Origin of the sequence: [Leptolyngbya] sp. PCC 7376, assembly GCF_000316605.1 — a bacterium.
Classification (GTDB): Bacteria; Cyanobacteriota; Cyanobacteriia; order Cyanobacteriales; family MRBY01; genus MRBY01.
Genome location: NC_019683.1, coordinates 2,227,066 through 2,252,294, shown reverse-complemented (window position 1 = coordinate 2,252,294; position 25,229 = coordinate 2,227,066). Strand labels below are relative to the sequence as shown.

General features: G+C 44.4%; 23 protein-coding genes and 1 pseudogene. 10 read left to right on the top strand and 14 right to left on the bottom strand.

Features of this window, described 5'->3' with window-relative positions:
* Window positions 1-9 precede the first annotated feature (9 nt).
* Complete coding sequence (gene dacB / locus LEPTO7376_RS09935; protein ID WP_015134053.1) at window positions 10-1,503, bottom strand: D-alanyl-D-alanine carboxypeptidase/D-alanyl-D-alanine-endopeptidase; 1,494 nt, start codon at window positions 1,501-1,503, stop codon at window positions 10-12.
* 35 nt (window positions 1,504-1,538) lie between these two features.
* Complete coding sequence (gene purT / locus LEPTO7376_RS09930; protein ID WP_015134052.1) at window positions 1,539-2,708, bottom strand: formate-dependent phosphoribosylglycinamide formyltransferase; 1,170 nt, start codon at window positions 2,706-2,708, stop codon at window positions 1,539-1,541.
* Between the two features lie 306 nt (window positions 2,709-3,014).
* Between purT and LEPTO7376_RS09925 the strand changes: the two genes are divergently transcribed.
* Both LEPTO7376_RS09925 and LEPTO7376_RS09920 read left to right on the top strand, forming a co-directional pair.
* A complete protein-coding gene (locus LEPTO7376_RS09925) occupies window positions 3,015-3,977 on the top strand; it encodes a CAP domain-containing protein (RefSeq protein WP_015134051.1) in 963 nt (320 codons plus the stop codon).
* Window positions 3,978-4,181: 204 nt separating this feature from the next.
* Complete coding sequence (locus LEPTO7376_RS09920) at window positions 4,182-4,559, top strand: hypothetical protein (protein ID WP_041763375.1); 378 nt, start codon at window positions 4,182-4,184, stop codon at window positions 4,557-4,559.
* 171 nt (window positions 4,560-4,730) lie between these two features.
* Here LEPTO7376_RS09920 and trmB read toward each other — a convergent pair whose 3' ends face one another.
* A complete protein-coding gene (gene trmB / locus LEPTO7376_RS09915; protein ID WP_015134049.1) occupies window positions 4,731-5,381 on the bottom strand; it encodes a tRNA (guanosine(46)-N7)-methyltransferase TrmB in 651 nt (216 codons plus the stop codon).
* Window positions 5,382-5,520: 139 nt separating this feature from the next.
* On the opposite strand from trmB, the gene LEPTO7376_RS09910 reads away from it, so the two are divergent.
* Both LEPTO7376_RS09910 and larB read left to right on the top strand, forming a co-directional pair.
* Window positions 5,521-5,955: a DUF2996 domain-containing protein gene (locus LEPTO7376_RS09910; RefSeq protein ID WP_015134048.1), complete on the top strand. Its 435-nt coding sequence runs from the start codon at window positions 5,521-5,523 to the stop codon at window positions 5,953-5,955.
* 44 nt (window positions 5,956-5,999) lie between these two features.
* The gene (larB, locus tag LEPTO7376_RS09905) at window positions 6,000-6,770 is read left to right on the top strand and encodes a nickel pincer cofactor biosynthesis protein LarB (RefSeq protein WP_015134047.1); all 771 of its coding nucleotides are present in this window, start codon (window positions 6,000-6,002) and stop codon (window positions 6,768-6,770) included.
* A 37-nt stretch (window positions 6,771-6,807) separates the two neighbouring features.
* Here larB and LEPTO7376_RS09900 read toward each other — a convergent pair whose 3' ends face one another.
* The 3 genes from LEPTO7376_RS09900 to LEPTO7376_RS09890 all read right to left on the bottom strand — a co-directional run bounded on the left by LEPTO7376_RS09900 (window position 6,808) and on the right by LEPTO7376_RS09890 (window position 11,708).
* Window positions 6,808-8,187 carry a chloride channel protein gene (locus tag LEPTO7376_RS09900; RefSeq protein WP_015134046.1) on the bottom strand — a complete coding sequence of 460 codons (1,380 nt, stop codon included), beginning with the start codon at window positions 8,185-8,187 and terminating at the stop codon, window positions 6,808-6,810.
* 453 nt (window positions 8,188-8,640) lie between these two features.
* Window positions 8,641-9,483, bottom strand: coding sequence for a mechanosensitive ion channel family protein (locus LEPTO7376_RS09895; RefSeq protein ID WP_015134045.1), 843 nt, complete (start codon window positions 9,481-9,483; stop codon window positions 8,641-8,643).
* Between the two features lie 635 nt (window positions 9,484-10,118).
* A complete protein-coding gene (locus LEPTO7376_RS09890) occupies window positions 10,119-11,708 on the bottom strand; it encodes a glycoside hydrolase family 57 protein (RefSeq protein ID WP_015134044.1) in 1,590 nt (529 codons plus the stop codon).
* 314 nt (window positions 11,709-12,022) lie between these two features.
* On the opposite strand from LEPTO7376_RS09890, the gene LEPTO7376_RS09885 reads away from it, so the two are divergent.
* Entirely contained in the window at window positions 12,023-13,228 is a 1,206-nt protein-coding gene (locus LEPTO7376_RS09885) for a histidine kinase (RefSeq protein ID WP_015134043.1), read from the top strand.
* Here the strand turns inward: LEPTO7376_RS09885 and patD are convergent.
* On the bottom strand, window positions 13,191-13,616 hold the full coding sequence (gene patD, locus LEPTO7376_RS09880; RefSeq protein WP_015134042.1) for a heterocyst frequency control protein PatD: 426 nt from the start codon (window positions 13,614-13,616) through the stop codon (window positions 13,191-13,193). The two genes, LEPTO7376_RS09885 and patD, sit on opposite strands and share 38 nt — an antisense overlap.
* A 246-nt stretch (window positions 13,617-13,862) precedes the next feature.
* Here patD and LEPTO7376_RS09875 point away from each other — a divergent pair, with 246 nt between their 5' ends.
* Window positions 13,863-16,112: a bifunctional (p)ppGpp synthetase/guanosine-3',5'-bis(diphosphate) 3'-pyrophosphohydrolase gene (locus LEPTO7376_RS09875; protein WP_015134041.1), complete on the top strand. Its 2,250-nt coding sequence runs from the start codon at window positions 13,863-13,865 to the stop codon at window positions 16,110-16,112.
* An 83-nt stretch (window positions 16,113-16,195) separates the two neighbouring features.
* Here LEPTO7376_RS09875 and LEPTO7376_RS26355 read toward each other — a convergent pair whose 3' ends face one another.
* Window positions 16,196-16,351 (bottom strand): hypothetical protein, encoded by a 156-nt coding sequence (locus LEPTO7376_RS26355; RefSeq protein ID WP_160148433.1) that lies wholly within the window; start codon window positions 16,349-16,351, stop codon window positions 16,196-16,198.
* A 15-nt stretch (window positions 16,352-16,366) separates the two neighbouring features.
* On the opposite strand from LEPTO7376_RS26355, the gene LEPTO7376_RS09870 reads away from it, so the two are divergent.
* Entirely contained in the window at window positions 16,367-17,422 is a 1,056-nt protein-coding gene (locus LEPTO7376_RS09870; protein ID WP_015134040.1) for a diguanylate cyclase domain-containing protein, read from the top strand.
* Here LEPTO7376_RS09870 and LEPTO7376_RS09865 read toward each other — a convergent pair.
* The 6 genes from LEPTO7376_RS09865 to LEPTO7376_RS09845 all read right to left on the bottom strand — a co-directional run bounded on the left by LEPTO7376_RS09865 (window position 17,409) and on the right by LEPTO7376_RS09845 (window position 24,415).
* The gene (locus tag LEPTO7376_RS09865; RefSeq protein ID WP_015134039.1) at window positions 17,409-18,266 is read right to left on the bottom strand and encodes an NAD(P)-dependent oxidoreductase; all 858 of its coding nucleotides are present in this window, start codon (window positions 18,264-18,266) and stop codon (window positions 17,409-17,411) included. The genes LEPTO7376_RS09870 and LEPTO7376_RS09865 overlap by 14 nt on opposite strands.
* Window positions 18,267-18,384: 118 nt before the next feature.
* Window positions 18,385-19,962: an iron uptake porin gene (locus LEPTO7376_RS09860; RefSeq protein ID WP_015134038.1), complete on the bottom strand. Its 1,578-nt coding sequence runs from the start codon at window positions 19,960-19,962 to the stop codon at window positions 18,385-18,387.
* Between the two features lie 222 nt (window positions 19,963-20,184).
* Window positions 20,185-20,319, bottom strand: coding sequence for a 4a-hydroxytetrahydrobiopterin dehydratase (locus LEPTO7376_RS29030; RefSeq protein ID WP_225901210.1), 135 nt, complete (start codon window positions 20,317-20,319; stop codon window positions 20,185-20,187).
* A gap of 253 nt (window positions 20,320-20,572) precedes the next feature.
* Entirely contained in the window at window positions 20,573-22,210 is a 1,638-nt protein-coding gene (locus tag LEPTO7376_RS09855) for an iron uptake porin (RefSeq protein ID WP_015134037.1), read from the bottom strand.
* Between the two features lie 198 nt (window positions 22,211-22,408).
* A complete protein-coding gene (locus LEPTO7376_RS09850; protein ID WP_015134036.1) occupies window positions 22,409-22,687 on the bottom strand; it encodes a 4a-hydroxytetrahydrobiopterin dehydratase in 279 nt (92 codons plus the stop codon).
* Window positions 22,688-23,020: 333 nt separating this feature from the next.
* On the bottom strand, window positions 23,021-24,415 hold the full coding sequence (locus LEPTO7376_RS09845; RefSeq protein WP_015134035.1) for a TldD/PmbA family protein: 1,395 nt from the start codon (window positions 24,413-24,415) through the stop codon (window positions 23,021-23,023).
* Window positions 24,416-24,495: 80 nt separating this feature from the next.
* Between LEPTO7376_RS09845 and LEPTO7376_RS29025 the strand changes: the two are divergent.
* The 3 genes and pseudogenes from LEPTO7376_RS29025 to LEPTO7376_RS27500 all read left to right on the top strand — a co-directional run.
* Window positions 24,496-24,747, top strand: a pseudogene (locus LEPTO7376_RS29025) (IS5/IS1182 family transposase); the annotation flags it as partial.
* A gap of 25 nt (window positions 24,748-24,772) precedes the next feature.
* Complete coding sequence (locus LEPTO7376_RS27505) at window positions 24,773-24,988, top strand: hypothetical protein (RefSeq protein WP_225901256.1); 216 nt, start codon at window positions 24,773-24,775, stop codon at window positions 24,986-24,988.
* Window positions 24,927-25,229 (top strand): transposase family protein, encoded by a 303-nt coding sequence (locus LEPTO7376_RS27500; protein WP_225901196.1) that lies wholly within the window; start codon window positions 24,927-24,929, stop codon window positions 25,227-25,229. The genes LEPTO7376_RS27505 and LEPTO7376_RS27500 overlap by 62 nt, the downstream gene beginning before the upstream one ends.

Below are 25,229 nucleotides of genomic sequence, written 5' to 3'. Positions count from 1 at the left end.
TAACTGATCTTAACGAGATTTGGACAAAGTATCAGGGTCAAGCTCAGTAGGCATAGCACCTAAACAGTTTTCTCCCCAGTGGTAAATACTTTGCACAATCGAATCGATGCCCTGGCGAGTGGTGCTGGCAGATTGAGGAGATTGATTGACGAGAATACTGAGGGCAAGGGTGCGATCGCCTTCTAAATCTAGATAACCAGATAGGGTGACTACATTCGTCATCGTCCCGGTTTTACCATAGAAGCGACCTGCTATAGGTGTGTCTTGAAAACGACGGGTTAATGTGCCAGACTCTGCGGCGATCGCCAATGAATTTCTATAAATCTCTGCATTGGGATGATCAGCCATTACATCAAGCAATTGCGTAAAACTTTGAGGGCTAGCGAGATTATGGCGCGATAACCCAGAACCATCTTTTATCCGAAAGCTATTTTCGGTTACACCAAGGTCAATCAATGTTGTGGCGATCGCCTCTGCTCCAGTCATGTCAGGCTCAATGGTGCCAAGGGTATGGCGCAAACTTTCAGCGTAGAGATTATTACTTTTTTGGTTGGTGGTATTCAGAATCGTCGGCAAGGTGGGTGAGGTTAATATTGTCAGTGCAGACATTGATTGATAATCGTCAAATCCTGTCTGTGTGACCTCGAAACGATTCACGTTAATGCTCTGTTGCGCCAGTTCATATCGCAATTGGTCAAGGAAATTTTGAGCTGGGTTCGGAATAGCCAAGCCCCAAATGTCTGGGTTCGCATCAGCCGGAATTTGTCCGGTCACAACTAATTCATTTGTGCCAAAAGTCTGGGTGATTGTGCCTTGGTATTTAGTTCCTGCTGGTGACGTGATGAGCTGATTATTAATTCGCCACTGGCTAAGGGCGATCGCCCCCATTTCTGGTTGTTGAATCCTTGCAGGTTGTCCCACTGCCCCTGGCGTAAGCGTGAGTACAACAGCGTTTTCATCCAGGATCAAACTATTAACTGGCGACCCATAATAAAACGCTAAATCAGACCATTCCCAAGTGGGATGAATTGCTGTTTCTGTAAATAAGCTGTCATCAACAACAACCTGCTCAATGCTTGCAACGCCTTGCTCTGCCAATAATGATGTAATTTCAGTTAGGCGATCGCCAGTCAAAGTCGGGTCACCACCACCTTTAATCACCAAAGCCTCTAGATTTGGTGCGGAACCAAGCACATAACTTTCCATTGCAAATTGGTGATCAGTCCCCAATATGTCCAGAGCGGCCGCTGTCGTAAATAACTTGGCATTAGAAGCAGGAACAAATAGCGTGTCTGCATGGTATTCATAAACCAACTCATCCCTTGCCAAATCTTGAACCGCAATGCCCCACTGAGCCTGACTATATTTCTCATCCACCAAAATCCCAGCAATATTATTTTCAAGCTGGCAAATCTTCCCTGTTTGGGCAACAGCAATATCACTAAGCAAACAAACTGATGAGAAAAAAAGACAGGGGGCGATCGCCAAAACTTTTTTAAGCATTGATGCTACTCCAATCTACGAATTAAAAAGATCGATTAGCCATACACAATTTTGACTTTTTGGGCAGCATCGAACGCTTTTTTGCGGGCATCACCCGTATCTTTCCCTTTAGCAAGAGCAACACCCATACGACGGTAAGGACGAGAATCTGGCTTCCCGAACAACCGTAAATCCGTTTGAGGTTCAGCTAGAGCGTCTGCCATTCCAGTAAAAGAAATTTTGTTACTGTGCTCAGTCGCCAGAATAACTGCACTTGCAGCGGGGCCCAATTGCTCAATAGTAGGAATGGGCAACCCAAGAATCGCCCTTAAATGCAATTCAAACTCGTTGAGATTTTGGGAAATCATGGTTACCATCCCTGTGTCATGGGGGCGTGGCGATAGCTCAGAAAAAATCACTTCATCTTTGGTGATAAAAAATTCCACCCCAAAAATCCCAGCACCACCAAGAGCATCCGTGACTTTGCAAGCAATCTCCTGAGCATCCTTAATTTGGGAATCCGTTAATCCCACAGGCTGCCAGGACTCTTGATAATCTCCTCGTTCTTGTCGGTGGGCGATCGCCGGACAAAAGAGTGTTTCTCCTTCCCACTGACGAATAGTCATCAAAGTAATCTCGACTTCAAAATCAATAAACTCTTCAATAATGATTTTGGCGGTATCACCCCGCGCTCCTTCAATTGCATAATCCCAAGCTTTCTCTAGCTCAAAAGCAGTCTGCACAATCGATTGCCCTTTTCCAGAAGAAGACATCACAGGCTTAATCACATTGGGGAAACCAATTTTCTGAGCGACCGCAGTCAACTCTTCGAGGCTAGTGGCATAGGCATATTTGGCAGTCCGCAACCCCAACTCATCGTGGGCTAAATCTCGGATACGATCACGATTCATGGTGAAATTCGTAGCAGCGGCAGTGGGAATGACGGTATAGCCTTGCCGTTCAAATTCCAATAGCTTTTCAGTCCGAATTGCTTCCACTTCCGGCACGATAAAATCCGGCTCATATTTTTTGACGACAGCTTCTAAAGCTTCGCCATCCAGCATCGAAATCACTTCACGATGATCCGCCACTTGCATCGCTGGCGCATTGTCATATCGATCCACCGCAATCACAGTATTACCAAAGCGTTGGGCTGCAATTACCACTTCTTTACCCAATTCACCTGACCCCAACATCATGATTTTTTTTGGTAACGTGATCGCCATAACTCCCAGCCTTTTATCTCGATAGTTTTTTGCCACCACTCATCATATCGGAACTCTCACCGCCCCACCCATTAGCTGTTTACCTTCAAAATTGTGTATCAACTTATTTTTCGCTAAATCAAAGTATTAGAGTTCTTCTAGAAGATATATCGAGAAATCAAATCACAGAAATCAGGATATTCACCCATTTGCATAACTTCTAAAGAATCTAACGATATTTAGTTAGATTCACTGATAATTTTTTTTGTGATCGCCGGGCATAATCACCATAGTTTTGTCCGATGATCGTACTCTTCTATATTGTCCATGCAGCTACAACAGTCCATCACTACCCTCGCATTCACATCTTTACTCTTGGGACTTAGTCCTCTCACCCTTCCCTCTCTCGCCAATCATTTCTCTTCAGTTACCATCGCCGCAGAAGGCTTTCAAGTGGGTGATAAGGTCGAAATTTTCAGAAAAGACCAATGGCGAGACGGAGAAATTTTAGGGGTTATAGGAACCAGTTACCGAGTTCGATATCTGGATGTAGGCTTTGTCGAAAATAATGTCACGGGCGATCGCCTCAAAAAATCGACATCTCACCCAGAAAAATTTAACCATAGACAGTTTGCAATTGGGACTCGCGTCATCGTCAAAGGTGAAACTTATCGAGAGGGAGTCATCACAGGCTTTGTCCTAGGAGGGCGTGGTGGCGATCACTACGACATAAATTACAACGACGATAATTCAACTGACACGGGGATGAAATCCCATCAGCTTATGACCCTGCCAGAAGCTGAGAACCAAGGCATCACTGTCCATAATTATGATCTTTCAACAGAAGTGGCGATCGCCGAAATGCTTGACATGCATAACGAATGGCGTGCCAAAGTCGGTGTCACACCACTCACATGGTCGGAAGATTTAGAAGAACACTCACGCATTTGGGCAGAGCAATTAGTGCGAGAACGACAAATGTACCACCGGCCAGTTTCACAAAATCCCTATGGGGAAAATATCGCAAGGTCAACAAAACGGCCGATGACACCAAAGTTTGTTGCTAATCTTTGGGGGTCTGAAGAGAGAGATTATGACTATGACAACAACCAATGTCTCGGCTTAATGTGCGGTCACTATACTCAAATGGTTTGGCACGAAACAACACAAGTAGGTTGTGCGATGGCACGAGAAAACGATTTTGAAATATGGGTCTGTAGCTACGATCCACCGGGCAATTATGTCGGAGAACGACCTTACCCGAGGCAATCAACAGCCACGCTGAAATAAATTGTGGCGATCGCCTTTTTTGCTAATTCAGAAAAGATTTTGTAAACAAATATTAAAAGTTGATCTCTTTAGATATCTATTTTGGGAAGGATAAGCGATTTAGCTGATCTCAAATCTCTCCGATATACCGTAATATATAAACAAGAAAGAAATTGTTGTCGAAAGTCTCTGGTCTCCGCATTATTCGGAGGTCAGAATTTTTTTGTGAATGGGATCACAAATTTTCTTGATATTCGTCAGCGAAAAAGGTCAAACGCAACAGACGATCACCTGACGAAGTACAGCACTAAAACAGTATTTAGATCACAGAAAAGGACTTTAGTACAGGCCAAGATTAAAGTAATCGACAAACAACACTTTCTTTCTCTCCGAGCCATGACGACTTTCTCCTTTACGAACAGGTACCCCTTCACCGCTGAACCAACAACTCCCGGCCCGATCTTCAAACTAAAAAAAGAAGTAGTGACCGAAGATCAATATGTAAACGACGAAATCGTACAAAGCTCAAACACAAAATCGACCTTACAAGCAGTGTGGCAGGTTGAAGATGGTCAGCTCGTAAGGCATTGGCTGGCAGAGTAACACTGGTGGATTAACAAGTTTTAAATTTTCGATCTTTCCTCTTGTGTGGGTGGCTCTCCTTCGGGAGAGCTTTTTTTAATGCACTTTTCCGTAGCTCTCTTTAACAACGTATAGAAAGCAAACATTTTTTCACACAGAACTCATCATCAAAACAATCGAAACATTTGAGATTCAAGAATCAGATGACGGCACTTTTTGTAAAAGAACGCGATAAACAGGCTCGCCTTTGTTCTGCGTCGCAACCTCACGTTCTGTTGGCACTTCAAAAATATTGTCTGACAACCAATATTCATCATGAGTCGTTTCAAACAGTGGATGTTCTAAAAATTTTTCGCGCATCTCCCGAGCCACTTCCTCCACATCGGATTGCAAAAAGAAAACGGTATCTGCTGGGGTATGACGCGCCAAAATATCCACTAAATCGGGTTGTACAACGCGACGTTTATGGTGGCGCTTTTTAAACCAAGGGTCAGGAAATTGAATCGTGATCCAATGCAGGCTTTCAGCAGGTAGAGACTCCAGAAGAGCTTGGAGAGAGGTATTGATATTTGCGAAAAGGTAATGCAAATTTTTGAGCTGGAGGCGATCGCGGATATCATTGGCATCTTTTACGAGGGGATCGCGAATCTCAATGCCGAGAAAATTTCGCTCTGGATAACGCTGAGCCATATCAAGGATAAACCGCCCACGTGCGCAACCAATATCGAGATGAAGCGGCGCGGCAAGATCTGCATAAATGCCTTCCCATCCAGGCATTTCAAACACTTGCTGATACTTATCTGTTAACGGATTAACATGCTGTCTGACCCGCGATCGCCCCACTGAACAAACTCCCCAATATGGCACATAAAAATAGCTTTACTATTGTGCCACGCTCAGTAAGCCAAACTTCGATATGCTTAAATGAATAGGAGCAAAATTGCTTTGCCCTTTGTGACCCCCTTTCAACTTTTGGCAGAACATGGCAGAAACTACCGATCCTAAAGCGAAACCAGCGGCAAAAAAGAAGAAAGCAAAGCCTCCGAAGCTTGAGGATAAGCCGTTTAAAGAATTTATTGAGAAGCACTTTTTGCCTGACGTACAAACTGCGTTGACGGACAATGGCATCAAAGACATGAGCCTAAAGTTTGTCGAAACAAATATTCCAGTTAAAGGGCTCGAATCTCAAGTATGTTGGCAAATTCAAGGCAGTTGGTTTAATAACCAAAGGCAATTCATTTTGTATTTTGTCGATGCCGATATTAAGGGTCAAAAGGCTTGGTCTTTTGCGACTGATGGTTCTCCCCACAGCACGTTAGAATCTTTCATGATCGACGAACGCCGGGTGACATTAGCATTGCTTGTGAGCTATGTACTCCAGCGTCTCGATGCTCAGAAATGGTTAGCCTTGAACTAGTGCTTTAACTAACGTTTTTGAGACAAGTGCAATAATAGTTTTTTATGAATAATCAGGATGCCCTGAGACAGTTACTAGAGGCCGTTGCCCGAGGGCAAGTTAGTCCTGATACAGCCTTTAGCGATCTCAAGCACTTATCCTTTGAGTCGGTAGGTGATTTCGCGAAAATCGACAATCACCGCGAGCTGCGCACTGGTTTTCCAGAGGTGATCTGGGGGCCAGGAAAAACACCTGAGCAAATCGCTCAAATTATGAATGCGATGGGCGATCGCCACCCGGTTGTGATGGCAACCCGAATTGATGTGGAGACATACCATTATCTCCAGCCAAAAGTTAATCAGCTCACCTATTATCCCGAAGCTCGCATTTGTGCTCGGATTGAATCATTTCCAGAAGTCACCCATCAGGGTGTTATTTCAATTGTGACGGCTGGCACAGCTGATCTTCCTGTTGCCGAAGAAGCCGCCATTACCGCCGAGCTGTCCGGTTTTGCCGTTAAACGATTATGGGATGTTGGCGTTGCCGGCATCCATCGTCTCCTCAGCCATCGCCACATTATTGATGAGGCAGACGTTTTGATTACTGTGGCAGGAATGGAAGGAGCACTACCCAGTGTGGTGGCAGGTCTCGCTGATTGTCCCGTCATTGCGGTGCCAACAAGCGTTGGTTATGGCGTTAGTTTTGGCGGTGTTGCCCCTCTGCTCACAATGCTTAATTCTTGTTCTGCTGGAATTGGGGTGATGAATATCGACAATGGCTTTGGCGCCGCTATCCTCGCAGGACAAATCCTCAGAACAGCAGCTAAATTACGCTAAACAAAAGCTCACTTTAAGACCAGACCCAAACACAAACTTAGCTCACTAATTTCTCGGGCAAATAGACTTGCTTCGGCAACGCGCTATTGAACCAACTCTCATTATCAAAGCTACGCTCTCGTTGGGTGCGAATCATTGCAATATTGGTAGTGAGTAAGAAGCTGGTAAAACTTGCAATCACAATCACAGGCAGCATCGCCGTTCCAGATAAAACGCTGAGAATAATGCTCGTACTGACCGGTGTTTTCGTAACAGCAACATTCACGGCAGCCATTAAACAAACCATACCGACAGTGGGGTGAATTTGGGGAATAGCCATGGCGATCGCCAGACCGACATTCGCACCAATAAAAAAGAGCGGAAAAATAAACCCACCTAAAAACCCAGAATGCAACGTAAAGCTAATCGCAAACATTTTCGCGACAGCAATCAGTAGCAACATTGAGACTCCGAGGGTCATACCAGTCTCAATCACATCATGAATCTGAGTTTCACTGAAGAACAACGTTTGGGGAAAACAAAAAGCGATTAGACCAATTGACAGACCACCAAATGTGGCTAAACCAATCCGATATTGCCCGAGGGGTTCTAGTAAATGACCAACCAAGCGGAACACAGCAATAAATAGCACCGCAACACCAGCACCAAAAATACCAAGGAAAAACCCTTCCAACAAATTCATGGGAGTTAAAGCTGGCACTGTTTCAAAATGATAAAAACCGCCAATAGTCATACCTGTACTAATGCGAAATACAGCAAATGAGCAAATTGCAGAAACAACAGCTGGAGCAACAGCTTCGTAATACTCTAAGCCTCGTCGGTGAGGAATTTCCAAGGCAAAAATAGCAGCACCAATCGGTGCGCCAAAGAAAGCACCCAGAGCAGCACTCATCCCACAAAAAGTAAGCAAACGAACGTTGCTAGTACTGAGTTTTAAGGTGTCGCCTAACCAACTACCTAAGCTGCCATTCACCTGTACTAATGGTGCTTCTGGCCCAGCACTTCCTCCAGCAGTAATCGCAATTAGTGACGCGATAACCATGGCAGGGGTTTTGTTGATATCAATGCGTCCCGGCTGATGAATGCGATCAACTACCTGAGCCATCTCTCCGGGTAAACCCATAAAGTACAACACAAGTCCAACGCAGAGTCCACCAATAGTTGTGGCAATCCAAACGTAGTTATTTGTGGGCAACCAACTGGGGAAGTATGGTTCTATTTTTTCGGGAAGAAACTCCCAGACACCATGCATCATGGTTTCTAGGACAAAATAATAAATTGTTGCGACTAATCCTCCACAAAGCCCAATGGCAGCGGCGCAGAGAACTGTTTGGGTATAGGTTAATTGATGTGATTCAGACTGTTCAGGAGCACTAGCGGCTGACGGATGCTCATTGGCTAACTCGGATGAAGTCATTTGAGGTGTTCTCACTTATTCCTCACCAAATTAACCATGATGAATTTTGAGGATGGGTAAACCTCGATACATGATTTTATGTACAAAAACAAACTTGCATAGCCCCCATGAACATTCAAAATCATGAAGGAGTTATTGTCTTGTTTTACACATAATGATGCTTGGACAAAATAGAGCAGTCACTTTACAAAAAATGGCGATCGCCCTAAATGATTTACACCACTATGGCGATCGCCTAAACAACCAAAATATGTCAATTTCTAAATCTTGATAATGCGATGTTGTTTTATCGCTTTAACGTTTTGTTCCAGTAGAGATGTCTAAGTAGATACACAAGGATAATTCTGGGGAGTACAACAATCTCATTCATTTTTTTAGCCTCTCCCAAAGCAATGCTTGCTATTGAAAGAGGCCATTTAAATTCGTTGTTACAAGATATTGGGCACTAGCTCATTAAGCAACCTGTCGCAACGCATAGTGATTTTCGGGAGTGGGGAAACCAGCTTCACCAAAGGTCTCACGGATAGCCTTATTCGTATCAAAATAAACCTGCCAATAGTGGTCATTGTTGCAGTAGGGACGAACTGCCAATACAGGTCCTGCTAGGTTGAATTCCAACACTTCGACATCTGGTGCAGGGTCTTGAAGAACATTATCAATTTTGCCAACGCTTTCCTTTAACAGGGCGATCGCCTGATCAGGAGCAACACTATGATTTAACTGCGCAACGAGATCCACACGACGGTAAGGATTCGAAGAGAAGTTCTGAATCGTGCCCGCAAAAATTGTGTTATTACCGACGAGTGTCCGAACATTATCCAAAGTATCAATCGCCGTCACAAACAAGCCAATCTCAGCAACTGTACCAGTTACACCACCAGCTTCGATAAAATCTCCAACCGCGAATGGACGGAAAATAATCAAAAACACACCAGCCGCAAAATTCGCGAGGAGACCACTCCAAGCCGCACCAATTGCAATACCAGCTGCAGCTAACAATGCGGCAAATGACGTTGTCTCAATGCCGAAGTAGCCAAGAATAGCAACAATGAGGATGATATTAAGAACCACCCCCAAGAAATTCACAAGATAGCGGATTAATGTAGCGTCAATATCTTGCTTTTTAAGAATGCGTGATAACAAGCCAATGGACTTACGAATCAACCAACTCGCAACAATCCAGAGCAATATTGCTCCACCTAATTTCAGAGCTAAAGCGGTTAATTGTGTTTGTAATGTAGCAACGATGTTTGAAACCTGAGAGGAATCAATTGGTATTTGCGAAATAATATCCATGAATCAATACTTACGTGATATCTCATTCCCCAGCATAGTCACGGTTTTTTGATCAACTTTCATCCATTCATAAAAGTAAAAAAAAAGAATCATTTGGTTACTCGACCTAGGAATCTTCAATGAAGAGGCTTCAACAATGCTGAACAATATCATGCTATTTTCCTAGTTCAAATTCAGCAAATTCAGCTAGATTTCATTAAATAGAAAAAGATAATTAGTCCAGAGACAAAATACCTTGTCTACTAACAAAAATCATTTTTCATATCCTCAGTATTATGGCTGAACAGTTTGGATTAGTTCTTGAAATTCAAATGCCTACCCAAACTTCTGGAAGCATGATCTCGATCCCTTTTTTCTTTGCTTTTGATATATCAATTCATTATTGCCGAAATATTTTCCAATGATAATAATTCATCAAGTATTCAGCATTATGCTGGGACAAAATATGCTCAATTTTAGTCTTGGTAACATCGTGGCTCGATAACAAAGAGGACGGGCGATCGCCACTGCCACAAACTCACTATCAAGTACACGCAAATGTCGCCGGAACCACAGTAACTGTATCACTCTTAATCATCCCTAAATAAAATCCCCCTTGATCCAAAAACCGAGGGGGACTCATTAAACATATTTATCTAGAGCGGACGATAAACCCGATAATCAATATTCGGGAAGATATTATCCATTTTTTCTACCTTTTCAAGCCAGCCCGAATCAATCTTGCCTGTCTTAAAATCATCATAGATTTTCTCTAGACGTAACACATGGCTCTTCGTACGTCGTTCCGCATAGGGAACCATTGTGCCCGTTCGCATAATGAAAGCCCAGTCGGATGATTGAGCTAACAGCAATTCCCGCGCAGCCTGATTTAATGCCCGTTCTTCCAGTTCATCCTCAGGATCGCGAGCCGACAATTCGATCATGCGCTCAGCAGCCTTATGCAGATAAGGGTACACCCAAGCATTAGTTTGATTCAGCCAATACTCATGAAAGCCCTTATAACCCCAACTTGATTGCGAAGGTACAGCCACCTGTTGAGTCGGCTCCATCCTTAGATAATCGGCCAAATGCGTCATGTCGTAAGTACCTTGATCATGCCAAGACTTACGGAAGAAATAATCAATAAACCAAGGCCCTTCGTACCACCAGTGGCCAAACAACTCCGCATCATAGGGCGAAACAACTAACGGATGACGACCCATCATCTTATTTAGACGACCAACCTGGTTCTCGCGGTTGTACATGAAGTTTTCCGCATGTTCCGCAGCCTTCTCTTTTGCCCAGTAGGGATCATAAAGAGCCTTTTCGCCAGAACCACCATCGCGACTAGTAATCTTGTGATATTTCACACCAGTATTTTTGCGCTGACCATTGGGCATGATGTAGGGCTTAATGTACTCATACTCCGCTTCCCAGCCCAAGTCTTTATAAAATTCACGGTAACAAACATCACCTGGATAACCAACCTTAGAAGACCAAACCTGCTGTGATGATTCATGATCCCGACCAAATGCAGCAACTCCAGTTTCTGTAAAGATAGGTGCATAGTTACCATAGCGGGGACGAGGACGCGCATACAGAATGCCGTGACCATCCGTGAGGAAATAACGTAAACCAGCATCCGCCAGCATCCGCTCTAGACCTTCGTAATAGGCACATTCCGGCAACCAAATACCTTTGGGGGGACGACCAAAATTCTCTTCGTAGCTCTCACAGGCAACCTGTAGCTGTGCCCACACTGCCTGAGGATACATTTTCATCAACGGCAGATAGCCATGAGTTGCACCACAGGTAATAATTTCAAGGTTATTTGAATCCTGAAATTGCTTAAACGCTTTAATTAAATCCCGGTCATAGCGTTCCCAGGTGCTGAGAATGGCACTAAATTCTTTGCGATAGTACTCAGCAAGATATTTAATATGGCCGTTGTGCTTGTTGTGGACGATCTCTTTCTCGACCAACTCCATCAAAAGTGCCATATGGGCGTCGTAGCGATCTTGGAGGAGAGGATCCCGGAGCATCGCCACCAATGGTGGAGTCATGCTCATCGTGATCTTAAAGTCGATACCGTCGCGTTTTAGACCTTCAAAAACGTGGAGTAATGGGATGTAGGTCTCAGTAATCGCTTCAAATAGCCATTCTTCCTCGAGGACAAAATCACTTTCTGGGTGACGAACAAAGGGCAGGTGGGCATGGAGAACAAGGGCAACGTAGCCTAAAGCCATAGTGGTATTCCTTCCTTAAGAATGTCGCTAAGTAACGATTTTGAGGGTTTGACTGAGCCACTGGTTTGGTGGTTCAAGGACTTGGCGAAGTCACATGTGAAGATTTTAAAACGATTTGGTTGCTCTCTCGCATCTTGCTAAAGTCTGAGGGATCGCTCTCTTCCCTGAAAGTACCGCCTAAGGATTACAATTGTCTTTATGGAGATCGGCTTGTGCATAGACCGATTCTTCGTTATTGCTAGGGGTATCTGGGTGAGTTTACGCTACTGGATAGTCTCTGCGCTGAGGCTCGTTTATTCTTCTACAGAAAGCCTGTGTCTTCTGAAAATCATTCTGATCCTGTCGAGTTTAAGGCGACTTCGGTCGTGCCGCAGTTACAGTTATTGTTGTTTACGGATGCTCGTATTTCTCACCGTGCTGACATCAAACAGGTGCAGGATTATCTGGAAACTTTAGGGCAAGATCATGATTTTTCGTTAGAGATCATTGACATTAAGGAACAGCCACAGTTGGTGGAGCTATACCGTTTAGTAGCAACGCCATCGCTGGTCAAGGTATTTCCGAAGCCGATGCAGGTTTTTGCAGGCAGTAGTATTTTGCCGGATTTAAAGCGATGGTGGAGTCAATGGCAGGATACTCTAGCGGATTTGCGACAACGTCACAAGGAGTTTGGCGATCGCCCGGCCTCTAATTTATCGGTAAGCACAGAACTCGATGCAGAACGTCGTTCCCATTCGGCAGATGTGATGCGGTTATCCGACGAGATTTTTCAGCTACATCGGGAAAAGGAAGAGCTCGCGAAACAAATTGAGTTTAAAGATCAGATTTTGGCAATGCTTGCCCACGATCTACGTAGCCCGCTTACAGGGACATCGATCGCCCTCGAAACCCTTGAAATTATTGCGCAGCGTCCCGAAACAGCTAAAACAAATGATTTAAAGCAGCAACTCTATCAACAGGCAAAGAGTCAGCTTCAGATCATGAACCGGATGATCACTGAACTCTTAGATGAGTCACGACAATTGTCGACCAAGCTCGATATTAAGCCTCGCCGCATGAATTTAAATGACTTATGCCAGGATATTTTGAAACAGCTTGAGAGTCGTTTCAAACGCCGTTCGATCAACTTAATTGTTGATGTGCCTCTAGATTTACCGGAAGTTTATGGGGATGCGGAACTATTGCGACAGGTCATTGTAAATCTCCTAGACAATGCCATTAAATACAGTTCGGAAAATGGTGAAGTGAAATTGATTGGGCTCCATCGCACGCTACAGAAAGTTCAGGTGACAATCATCGACCACGGACATGGCATTCCCGATGATGAGCAGGAAAAGATTTTTGAGGGACATTTTCGTCTCAAACGTGATTCGACAAAGGAAGGTTATGGCCTGGGCCTAGCGGTTTGTCGTCGAATTATTCAGGCACACCACGGACGGATTTGGGTAGATAGTACGTTGGGTCAAGGAAGCGAGTTTCATTTTACGCTTCCGGTTTGTGTGGATCGCCCGACGTTATAACCTGCTGAATTTGGGTGCAATATTGCAATAACTTTGCAAGGCGATCGCCAACGTTTTTTTGCTTAGCTGTTTGGGTAGTAGATGAATTACTGCGTCCGAGAAACATTAAATCAACATTGAGTAGACGTAATTCTCGGTGAATCTCAGTGTGGAGCGATCGCCATTGATTTAGAGCAGCCTCTGATAGTTGCTCTCCCTGTACCATCGCGAGATTGTTTTGCCAAAGCTGTAGCAATTGCTGACCATCAGTCATTAATCCCTTTTTCTCAAGGGGTTGCGCCAATACCTGTTGATGAATGTGCTGGAGCTGCTCGTACAGAGACTGATAGGCAGTAGCAAGGGAATCCATAGAAATCAAAGCCGCGATCAACACATAAAAATATGTCATAAGTATGATGGCCGAATCACCCAATCAATAGTTTTTTTTGCAAAAAACGATTTTTAAGTAACAATTAAGATAATTAAAAAAGCTTTAATATATCTTTCCAATAGTTCAGCATCACAAAATATCTTCAGTGATGCTGCCATACATTAGCGACATACAGTGCAGTTTTAGCGATCACGATGCTGCACCCTATTTCTATATCTGCTTTGTTTCTCCATTCCTTGTTTCCACCCCCACCGTGCATTATCTATGGCTGTTTCTCCTATTCCTGTTCCAGAAAAATTTGATATTCCTCTGCCTTCATGGCTAAAAGATTATCTCTATGGGGGAGGGGTGCAAGAAATCTCTGTGGGCGATCGCCAACTCATTTGCAAGGCGTTTCGGTTTGCCCATGAACTCCACGAAGGGCAGGAACGGAAATCAGGGAGACCTTATATCGAGCATCCTGTTGCAGTAGCGGGGCTATTGCGGGATTTAGGTGGCAACAGCGCGATGATTGCAGCGGGCTTTTTGCATGACGTCGTCGAAGATACTGACGTTACACCCGAAGAAATCGAAGAACATTTCGGCGAGGAAGTGCGCCAACTCGTTGAAGGCGTCACTAAACTCACGAAATTCACCTTTTCAAGCAAAACAGAGAGACAAGCAGAAAACTTCCGCCGTATGTTTCTCTCTATGGCTGAGGATATTCGAGTGATCGTCGTTAAACTCGCCGATCGCCTCCACAATATGCGGACGCTAGAGCCATTACGTCCAGACAAACAAAAACGGATTGCCCTAGAAACAAAGGAGATTTTTGCCCCCCTCGCTAATCGTTTAGGAATCTGGCGTTTTAAATGGGAGCTCGAAGATCTTTGCTTTAAATATCTAGAATCCGAAGCTTTTCGGGCAATGCAGGATCACATCTCTGAAAAGCGAGCTGAGCGCGAAGCCCGGGTTAATGAAGCCATCGACATTGTGCGCGATCGCCTCCACAAGCTAAAGCTACACGTATGGGAAATTAAAGGCCGCCCCAAACATCTCTACAGCATTTACGATAAAATGCAGCGGCAGCACAAAGAATTTGACGAAATTTTTGATATCTCAGGCATCCGTGTGATTGTCGAGAGCACTGATGAATGTTACCGTGCTCTAGCCGTAATTCACGATGCCTTTAAGCCAATTCCCGGACGCTTTAAGGACTACATCGGTCTACCAAAACCGAACCGCTACCAATCCCTACATACAACGGTTGTCGGCTTAAATGGTCGCCCTCTCGAAGTTCAAATTCGGACAATGGAAATGCACCATATCGCCGAATATGGGATCGCAGCCCACTGGAAATATAAAGAAGTAGGACATTCCAACGCATCCATCTCTTCCACAGACGAAAAATTCACCTGGCTACGTCAACTCCTCGAATGGCAAAGCGACCTTCAAGATGCAAAAGAATATATCGACAACCTCAAGGACAATCTCTTTGAAGATGATGTCTATGTCTTTACCCCTGACGGTGATGTCATTGCCTTAGCGAAAGGGGCAACTTCTATTGATTTTGCCTATCGCATCCATACCGAAGTTGGCAATCATATGAAAGGGGCACGCATAAATGGCCGCTGGAGTGTCCTAGATACCACCCTAAAAAATGGCGATATTGTCGAAATCATCACCCAGAAAAATGCTCATCCTAGCCTCGACTGGCTCAATTATGTCGTGACACCAAGTGCAAAAAATCGCATTCGGCAATGGTTTAAACGATCGCATCGAGATGAAAATTTAACGCGAGGCAGAAGTCTCCTTGAAAAAGAGTTAGGCAAGAGCGGTTTCGACAGTATTCTCAAGTCCGATGACATGCAGGCGGTGGCAGAAAAGTGTAACTATCAAAGCACCGACGATCTCCTCGCAGCTCTAGGTTATGGCGAAGTCACCCTCAAACATGTGGTCAACCGCTGGCGGGATATGGTGCGAGATCAAGAGGAAGAGCATCTACCACAATTTGAATCCGAAGCAGATCTTAACCCCACAAAAACACCAAAATCACTAACGTCTGATAACCATAAATATCCGATTGCAGGCATCGAAGGACTTGTCTATAGCTTGGCTGGTTGCTGTTCACCACTACCGGGAGAACCCATCATGGGCGTTGTCACCCGGAGCCATAAGGGTATTTCGATCCACCATCGTCACTGCAATAACATGCGTAACTTTGAAGGCGATCGCCTGATTCCTGTTCATTGGAATCCTAATCATGACCACAAATCATCCCCTGTTTATCCTGTCGATCTCAGTATCGAAGTGATTGACCGGGTTGGTGTACTAAAAGATATTTTGACCCGTCTCAGTGACCAAAATATCAACGTCCGTAAAGCAGGCGTTAAAACCAGTCATAGTAAGCCTGCCATCATTTCTCTCAGTATCGATATCCGTGATGCCCAGCAATTAAATGCCAGCATGAACAAAATCAAAAATATGAGTGATACGCTCAATGTACGCCGGGTCAGCCAGGTCGAACATGATTAAATCGTTCATCGTCTTCACAGAATGGTGATGAACACCATCAGAAGCTGATTTTTTTGCCATAATTGTATTGCTCCGCTGCCTAGTTATAGGAACAAACGGAGTTGTTTACCGTCTTCATTAGCTAATTCAGTAGTCTTAATGCCATCAGTCTGAAAGCTAACGAAGCTTTTTTGTGACGTATAATTTCCCATCAGTACATCTAATCTCCTAGGTTGGCGATCGCCCCAGAGATATTTCACTTTCGGTTGGCATTCATGACTATCGATCCACAACAACAACCGAATAAACCTCTCATTTTGATTGTCGATGATGACTCCGTCATGCGTCGTCTTATTCGCTTTGCAATGGAAAAAGAAGGATATGAAGTTGTAGAAGCAGAAAATGGCAAAGAGGGTTTAGAGCTTTTTAACCAGCGTATCCCAGACATTATTTTGCTTGATTTTATGATGCCCGTAATGAATGGCATTGAATTTTGTAAGCGACTACGACAAATAAATACTTCTGAAATTGAGGCAATTGAGAGCCAAACATCAATATCAGAGCAGAACAATCTTCAAGAGGCAGCACTCACAACGGAAACATCCGTTAATTTAGTTAATCACACCCCAATTCTGATGATCACAGGGTTAGGGAATGATGAGTCAGTCACTCAAGCGTTCGAGGCTGGGGCGACTGACTTTATGACGAAGCCAATTAATTGGACAATTTTGAAACAGCGAGTCAAGCATCTCCTCAATCAAGCCCGACTATACAAGCATCTCGAAACTAGTAATAAGCAATTAAAACAATTGGCAGTGGTTGATCCTCTCACTCAACTGGCAAATCGTCAGGTTTTTGATCTTTTTTTGGAGCGGCAAGGTCGTTTAATGTTTCGGCATAAGCGACCTTCTTCCTTAATTCTGGTAGAGATTGACTATTTCGAAAATTTTAATGATGTTTATGGCGAGAAGGCTAGCGATGATTGTTTATTTGCAGTTGCTCAAGCGATCACAGCCCAAGCCAAACGCCCGACAGATCTTGTCGCCCGTTATGGGAATAAAGAAATCATTGTTTTGCTACCAGAAACAGATGGCAAAGGCGCAAAATTTATTGCTGAAAATATCCAAGACAGTGTGCGTCTCTTAAAAATTGCTCACGAAAAATCAGAAATTAATCCTTTTGTGACCGTAAGTTTAGGGGTTGTCTCGATCCAAACACCAGACAATCAACAAACATTATTTCAGCTTGTTGAAGTTGCAGAGCAAGCCCTCGCCGAAGCGAAGGAAAAAGGTAAAAATTGCACTGTCAACAAAGAGATTACTCCGGCGTAATCACGTTATAAATCGCAGAATAATCTAACTCGGCGAGGTTATTTTCCACAGCTTGGGCAATAATTTCCCGAATACCGACTAAACCTTCACTATTTAATCCCGCAGCCTTGGATGCCTGTAAAAAAAGGTCAGTATCTTTTAGTAGATGTTTTGTCGGGAAATTGGGATCCGCAAATTGGCGATCGCACATTCGCTGTAGTTTTTTGTCGAAAGTCGGCGCATATAAAGCACTATCTCGCAGAATTTCCATAAATTGCTCTAGATCAACCCCCTCTTTTTTGATTAGTCCCAAACTCAAGGAAAATCCAGCTGTCAATGAAGCAATTAATTGATTTAATGCGAGTTTTAATGCCGCAGCAGAACCAACATCACCAATTAAGCGAGGCTCTTCACCCAACTTTTTCAAAATCGGTAAACAGCTTTCAAAAGTTGAGGCATCACCACCAGCCATCACAAGTAATGTCCCTGTTTTTGCTTGGGGAATACTCCCTAAAACTGGAGCTTCGAGATAAGACCCACCTTTTTGCTCAATCTGTTTAGCAATCTCGCGACTTTCATTGGGGGCGATTGTACCCATTTGGATAATTGTTTTATTGGTAAACTCTCGGGCGTCTGTCAACAAAACAGATTCGATTGCCTTAGCATCGCTTAAGGTCAACAGCAAATAATCTGATGCGGCGATCGCCTGCGAAACATCGGTTGTGACAGCCAAACCATTACTATCAAGTTCAACTAATTTAGCAGCCGTGCGATTGTAGCCCATCACCTTAAATCCTGACTGGGTCAATGTAAGGGCAATAGGTGTACCCATTAAACCAACACCAAAAACACTGACACTCACCATGAACGCTTCCTCTCGCAATACCGAATCACCTCTATCAAACCACAAAAGAAAACCCCACCCGAAGGTGAGGCTTTCTTCTTTCTAATAGAAACTTAAACGATTAAATTCGTTAAGAAACTTAGAACTTGAAAGTAGTACGGACAGTACCGATAAGAGCGCTATCCACGGTGTCAGTTTCAGTAGCGTTATTCAACCAGATTACACCAGGAGTGATGGAAATGCTGTCATTAAGTTGATACTTATAGAAGCCTTCAACTTGAACAGGAGTGTCATCGCCACCACCAGCAGAACCACCAACATAGGGAGGAACACCAGCGAAGATACCGAGTACATTACCTTCTTTACCCATGTCGTTGAAGGCTACACCAGCACCGTAGCTCCAGATCTCTTCGTCACCACCAGCAACGAGGTCTACATCAGAGTAGAGACCGTAAGCCGCAAGGGAAACTTTTTCTGTAATGTCAAACTTACCTTGGACACCGAAAGTGTTAGCTTCAGAAGTACCTAAGCCGTTAGCACCAACAGTACCTGCAAATGCAGAACCACCACCAAAGTCAAAGAATGCGCTACCCGCTTCTTGATAACTGTTTACATAAGTCACACCAAGCTCGGCACGAGAACCAAGGTTGAATGCAACTTGAGCAAGAGCACCATACTGACCGTTGAATAAACCATCGCCTTCAGCAGGAGATGCATGATCATCAGCAAGGTAACCCAAAGAAATATCAACTGGGCCTGCGGGGAAGTTAAGACCAAAACCAGCGCCACCACCAATCAAGTAAATTGGACTAGAAGCAGCATTGAAAGTCAAAGAACCACTAGCACCAGTGTAATCTTCAAGGCCATTAGCACCGAATGTTGTGCTGACATAGTCACTTTGAAGTCCACCAACAGCCGCTACATAAGCATTAGCTCTCTTGAGAGGGAAGTAATAAGCCAGCCAATCAACAATAACATCATTATCAGCTAGTGCATTGTCATACGTAAAGCGGCCTACACCACCTGCACCAATGACAGTGGATGTTGCATTACCGGCTGTTAGACGAGTGATCAGTGTATCCTTCCCAGTAAAGCTAGTCTCAAGTTGGAGACGAACTCTGTTGTTGAATACAGTTTGACTGTCGTCATCATCACTGCCATCAGTAAGGTCTGTATCACCAAAGCTATCGCTAATACCGAAAACAACTTCACCATTTAGCTTAGTTGTAGTGGAGAACTGATTGTCTTCGAGGAACTCAACACGACCTTCGATGTCGTCTACACGTGCACCGAGAGTTGCAAGCTCAGCTTCAAATTCTTGAACGAGAGCGCGGAGACGAGTGATGTCTGCTGCATCTACATCAGTACCACCACCAACGATTAGACGCTCGATTTGTTGCATACAAGCGTTTAGACCTGCTGCGAACTCATAACGGCTGAGGGGGCGATTGCCGCGGAAAGTACCATCGGGATAACCAACGATACAGTTGTATTTCTCAACAAGGTTACGGAGTGCGTCGAATGCCCAGTCGGAAGGAGCAACGTCACGGAGTTGAAATACGCTGTTTACTTGAGCAACGTCAGTACGGCCTTCTTGGCTGTAGTTGTTGAGTTGGTCGAGAATTGCAGAATTGTTAGGAGCTGCTTGTGCTGCACCTGCGACAGTTACGCTGAGAGCCGCGCCTGCAATAGATAAAGATTTCCAGAATTTAGTCATTGTTTCCTCACACATTTAGATATACGACATCGACTACTGCTGTTTAGCATAGAAGTCGAGCTTTTAACCTATATATTCATGATAATAACTCAAAGGTTTCAGGATTAGGGTGTCTCAGAATAAGAAATTCTTAGTCTCTCCTTTACCTATACAAATGAGTTATTGATCTGTTGCCGCCATGATAGTCGGCTTTGCTTCTTAATGAAGTATTGTTTTTGACGGTTAGAGTTTGTCAAAGGTTGCAACAAGGTCAAAGTCTTTTTGACTTAGGCTGCCTTCGTCATAGATGGTGAGGTTAATCATGACCTTGTTGTAAGAGTAAATTCGGAAATCTGGATGGTGGTCTACTGCTTCGATGGGTCAACTAATCTTTACTGTGAAAATATTTTGATCTGGAGTGTGATCTTGAATATGGAGCTCCTCAATCAAGACCGCAATAGTGTGAGATTCAAGAAGACGTAGTACGAACTGTCTCTAATATGCTTAATTTTGGGAGATTTCTTAACATCCTGTATTTCGCAACTGGAGGCTCAAAAAAGAAAACCCCGCCCAAAGACGAGGATTCCTTACTCTTCAATAGAAACTTAAACGATTTAAGCCGTTAAGAAACTTAGAAGGTGAAAGTTGTACGGACAGTACCGAGAAGAGCACTGTCTTCACCATAGAAACCTTCAGCAGCGTTATCAATCCAGACAACACCAGGAGTAACGGAGATATTGTCGTTAACTTGATATTTATAGAAGCCTTCGATTTGGATGGGAGTCTCGTCACCACCGCCAGCGCTACCACCAACATAAGGAGGAACACCCACAGATAAGCCAAGAACGTTACCATCTTTACCTAAATCGTTGAAGCCAAGACTAGCAGCGTAACTCCAAATTTCTTCGTCACCACCGCCGATAACATTAACGTCAGAGTAGAGGCCGAAAAGGGCTAGAGATACTTTGTCGGTGATATCAAAACGACCTTGAAGACCAAAAGTATTCGACTCAGTACCACCAGTATTATTGAGACTGTCAACCCCAGAATTAACTAGGCCAGCACCATTACGGAAACCTGCACTACCAACAAGGGCAGAACCACCACCGAAAGCGAAAATAGAATCAGTTTGGTAAGCATTGACATAAGTAGCACCAAGCTCGATGCGATCGCCAATATTGAAAGCAATCTGCGCTAAAGCACCATAGTCACCGTTGAACAAGCCAGCACCTTCACTAGGGTCAGCATGCTCATCAGCAAGATAACCGAGAGAGATTTCAACAGGTCCAGCAGGGAAATTAATACCGGCACCAGCACCACCACCAATCAAATAGATGGGACTAGATGCAGCGAAATAAGTCAGAGAACCACTTGCACCAGTTAAGTCTTCAAGACCTTTTGCGCCAAAAGTTGTGCTGACATAGTCGCTTTGCAAACCAGCAACTGCAGCAACATAAGCATTCGCTTTACCGACAGGGAAATAATAAGCCAACCAGTCAACAGCAATGTCGTTATCTGCCAAATTGTCGGTAATTAGGGTACCAACACCACTTCCAGTAGGTGCAAGGGTTGTTGAATTGCCTGCAGTCAAGCGAGTAATAAGTGTGTCTTTACCAGTGAAGCTAGTTTCGAGCTGGAGACGAACACGATTGTTGAAGACAGTCTCCGTGGTGTCGTCATCAGTGGCGTTATTGATATTATTTCTACCGTTGTCACGGGCAGAAGTATCTCCAAAACTATCTGTTAAGCCGAAAACAACTTCACCTGTGAGTTTAGTTGTAGTGGAGAACTGATTGTCTTCGAGAAACTCAACTCGGCCTTCGATGTCGTCTACACGTGCACCGAGAGTTGCAAGTTCAGCTTCGAATTCCTGAACGAGAGCGCGGAGACGAGTGATGTCTGCTGCATCTACGTCAGTACCACCACCAACGATTAGACGCTCAATTTGTTGCATACAAGCGTTGAGGCCTGCTGCGAACTCATAACGACTGAGGGGACGGTTACCACGGAAAGTACCATCGGGATAACCAACGATACAGTTGTATTTCTCAACAAGATTGCGGAGTGCGTCGAATGCCCAGTCAGAGGGCGCAACATCGCGGAGTTGGAATACGCTGTTTACTTGAGCAACGTCAGTACGGCCTTCTTGGCTGTAGTTGTTGAGTTGGTCGAGAATTGCAGAATCGTTAGGAGCTGCTTGTGCTGCACCTGCGACAGTGACGCTGAGAGCTGCACCGACAGTGGATAGAGATTTCCAGAACTTTGTCATTAATTTTCCTCACATATGAAGTATGTAACTGATGTGTTTTGTTTGATAAACACAACGTTCATACAAGCTATGCAGGTCAAGATAACTGGACATCTTAAGAGATTGGGGTTTACCACAATAAGAAGCCCTTAGGCCTTCCTTGGGAAATCCTTAATTCTTGCCTTTTTGATTTTTCGACAAATGTCAGAATTTCTTCATTTAAAGCTTTTCGAAGGTTTCAGCAAGAGAAAAATCCTTCTCGGTGAGGCCTCCTTGGTCATGGGTGGAGAGGTTAATGGTGACTTTGTTATAGGAGAAGATGCTGACGTCTGGATGGTGATCAGCAGCTTCGGATGGTTCCACTAATCTATTGACGAAGGCGATCGCCTCAACAAAGTTTTTAAACTTGTAGGTTTTGGTGATTGCGTTGCCGTTGCGCTGCCAATCGGGAAGAGCTGCGAGTTTGGTTTGAATATCTGCGTCAGTGAGTAGTGCCATGGAAAAATCCTCTAAAAAACTATCCGCCCTCGTTAGGGTTACCTAAAAAGATAACGAAACGAGGGCGGTCTAGTAGGGTCTCTTTTCAGTTGGAATCAGACTGCCGGAAGGAACTCCGACGACTGGCACTAATCTCCTAAGAAATTAATGAGGTTTAGAGAACAGCCCCGGCACACAGCCGATATGCTCCAACTGTGAGACCCACGATCATACTACTGTCACTCATGGGCATCACCTCCTGTTCCCGGCAAGGTTTTATTCCGGTAGAACACCCATATGGTGGCACAGCTATTTTTGAAGTTCAAGGTAATTTCGTTACATTATCTTGCAGGGTTATGCGTCACCGCCAACAACAACATCACGAATTCTCAGGGATGGGCCTCCACAACCAACGGGTAATCCACTCTGTCCACCTTTGCCGCAACCGCCAGATTCGTCCCAATAAAAATCGTCGGCGATCGCCTCAATATTTTTGAGGGTTTTAAAAACATTGCCAGAGAGGGTGACATCTTTAACGGGTTCAGCAATTTTGCCGTCACGGATCATCCAGGCTTCCCCGGCACTAAAAGTAAACATTTCGCCATTGGTCATGCCGCCCAGCCAGTTTCTGGCGTAAACCCCTTCCTTAATATCAGTGGGCAAATCAGCTACTGGTGTTTCACCCCGTTCAATCCAGGTATTGGTCATACGGACAATGGGCGGGTAATGATAGTTCAGGCAGCGGGCGTTTCCAGTAGGCGTTTCGTTGAGTTTGCCAGCAGTTTCGCGAGAATGCAGTCGGCCAACCAATTCGCCATCTTTAATGAGCTGTGTTGTCGTCGCAGGAACTCCTTCATCGTCATAAATGTAACTACCACGATGGCCTTCCGGTGCTGCACCATCAAAAATCTGTAGATCCTCACCGCCGAATTTTCGTCCCATACTCATGGTTTCGAGAATATCTGGATTTTCATAGGCCATATCTGCTTCTGACAAATGACCAAAGGCTTCATGGACAAACAGTCCCGTCAAAATTGGATCAATCACAACGGTATAGGTACCACCTTTCACTGTTGGTAAAGTCAAAGAATTAGTGGCGCGCTGGGCTGCACCAACAACCTGTTTATCTAGATTTTCTAAATCTTCAAAAGCTTTGCGAGAGCCAGTGGTTTCGCGTCCAGTTTGTACCGTTTCGCCATCACGAGCCACAGCAGCAAAACGCATTTCCATATCAGCCCAAGATTGCTCAATAAGCGTTCCTTCCGATGTCACTAGCAAAATTGATTGAGTACTGTCTCCATAGCGAACCGTAGTGCTCGTAATTTTGTTGCCGTAATCCCGGAGCAACTGATTGTAATGATCACACAAGTCTTTTTTTCGCTGTAGAGAAACAATACGCGGATCAGTACCAGCTAGGGGCAAAATGCAAACAGCTTTAATCGGATCAACGGAAGCTAGCAAGGTTTCATCATCGCCAATGAGTCGAGCTGCGGCGATCGCTTCTTCAATTCTCACTTGCAGATTATCGAGATTATTAAATGCAGCAAAACCCCAGCCGCCTTTGTGACAAACACGCACTTGCCCACCAAGAGAGGTATGTTCACTAATCGTCTCAATTTTGGTGTTGCGAAGCAAAATACTACTACCTTCCGACTGCTCCAAACGAATCGACAAAAAATCTGCTTGATTACGATACTTCCCAATAAACTCTGTCAATCGATTTTTATAGCCGGCTAGTTGCTGTGCCATAACTCAAGCCACCTGAGGTAATGAGATAAAAAAATTGTAGAAGATTCAGCCCAGTATTCACATGACCTCTTGCAAAAGGGGTGAGAGTAGGTAAAAAAGAGGAAAGTATCAGAGCCATAGCGATAAAAAGGCCAACTTACGAACAGCTCCAACATTTATCTCCAGAACAATTCAGGAGAGCCTGTGGAGTTAAACTTCAGACCTTCAATCGTCTGGTCGAAGTCCTAGCAGAAGCTAAAGCAAAGCAAAAACCCGGTCGTCCCAGTGTTTTATCCCTGGAAAATCAGTTACTCCTCACCTTGGAATATCTGAGGGAATATCGCACTTATTTTCCTATCGCTCAATCATGGGGCATTCATGAATCAACAGTTTGTCGCATGGTGCAAAAAAACAGAGAATACACTCATCAAAGAAACCGATTTCCACTTACCCGGCATGAAACAGCTCCATGGTTCAGAAGAGTTATCTCTAACAGTAGTGGTGATGGTCATTGATGCCACAGAACAGGCGATTGAAAAGCCCGAAAAAACAACGTCTTTACTACTCAGGGAAAAAGAAGCATCATTCCCTTAAAGCCCAAATGGTCATTGCTTGGCAGTGGGCACAGATTATCTGTTGTGACTGTGAGAAAGGTAGCACCCATGACTTCAAACTACTCAAAAAGAGTAGAGTGCATTTTCAGCAGGGACAACTCTGCCTTGCCGACGCTGGATATCAAGGTCTACACAAGCGACATCAGCGGAGTCACACTCCTCACAAGAAGCCTAAAGGTGCGGAGCAGAAACAGGAGAATCAGCTCTTAGAGGATGTTTGA

Excerpts from the sequence above, each read along its gene's own strand:
- LEPTO7376_RS09925 (WP_015134051.1), top strand. The coding sequence starts at position 3,015 with ATGCAGCTACAACAGTCCATCACTACCCTCGCATTCACATCTTTACTC.
- dacB (WP_015134053.1), bottom strand. The coding sequence starts at position 1,503 with ATGCTTAAAAAAGTTTTGGCGATCGCCCCCTGTCTTTTTTTCTCATCA.
- LEPTO7376_RS09865 (WP_015134039.1), bottom strand. The coding sequence starts at position 18,266 with ATGGTGAGTGTCAGTGTTTTTGGTGTTGGTTTAATGGGTACACCTATT.
- LEPTO7376_RS09890 (WP_015134044.1), bottom strand. The coding sequence starts at position 11,708 with ATGGCTTTAGGCTACGTTGCCCTTGTTCTCCATGCCCACCTGCCCTTT.
- LEPTO7376_RS09845 (WP_015134035.1), bottom strand. The coding sequence starts at position 24,415 with ATGGCACAGCAACTAGCCGGCTATAAAAATCGATTGACAGAGTTTATT.
- LEPTO7376_RS09870 (WP_015134040.1), top strand. The coding sequence starts at position 16,367 with ATGACTATCGATCCACAACAACAACCGAATAAACCTCTCATTTTGATT.
- LEPTO7376_RS09900 (WP_015134046.1), bottom strand. The coding sequence starts at position 8,187 with ATGACTTCATCCGAGTTAGCCAATGAGCATCCGTCAGCCGCTAGTGCT.
- LEPTO7376_RS09860 (WP_015134038.1), bottom strand. The coding sequence starts at position 19,962 with ATGACTAAATTCTGGAAATCTTTATCTATTGCAGGCGCGGCTCTCAGC.
- LEPTO7376_RS09895 (WP_015134045.1), bottom strand. The coding sequence starts at position 9,483 with ATGGATATTATTTCGCAAATACCAATTGATTCCTCTCAGGTTTCAAAC.
- LEPTO7376_RS09875 (WP_015134041.1), top strand. The coding sequence starts at position 13,863 with ATGGCTGTTTCTCCTATTCCTGTTCCAGAAAAATTTGATATTCCTCTG.
- patD (WP_015134042.1), bottom strand. The coding sequence starts at position 13,616 with ATGACATATTTTTATGTGTTGATCGCGGCTTTGATTTCTATGGATTCC.
- LEPTO7376_RS27505 (WP_225901256.1), top strand. The coding sequence starts at position 24,773 with ATGAATCAACAGTTTGTCGCATGGTGCAAAAAAACAGAGAATACACTC.
- purT (WP_015134052.1), bottom strand. The coding sequence starts at position 2,708 with ATGGCGATCACGTTACCAAAAAAAATCATGATGTTGGGGTCAGGTGAA.
- LEPTO7376_RS09910 (WP_015134048.1), top strand. The coding sequence starts at position 5,521 with ATGGCAGAAACTACCGATCCTAAAGCGAAACCAGCGGCAAAAAAGAAG.
- LEPTO7376_RS09855 (WP_015134037.1), bottom strand. The coding sequence starts at position 22,210 with ATGACAAAGTTCTGGAAATCTCTATCCACTGTCGGTGCAGCTCTCAGC.
- larB (WP_015134047.1), top strand. The coding sequence starts at position 6,000 with ATGAATAATCAGGATGCCCTGAGACAGTTACTAGAGGCCGTTGCCCGA.
- LEPTO7376_RS09850 (WP_015134036.1), bottom strand. The coding sequence starts at position 22,687 with ATGGCACTACTCACTGACGCAGATATTCAAACCAAACTCGCAGCTCTT.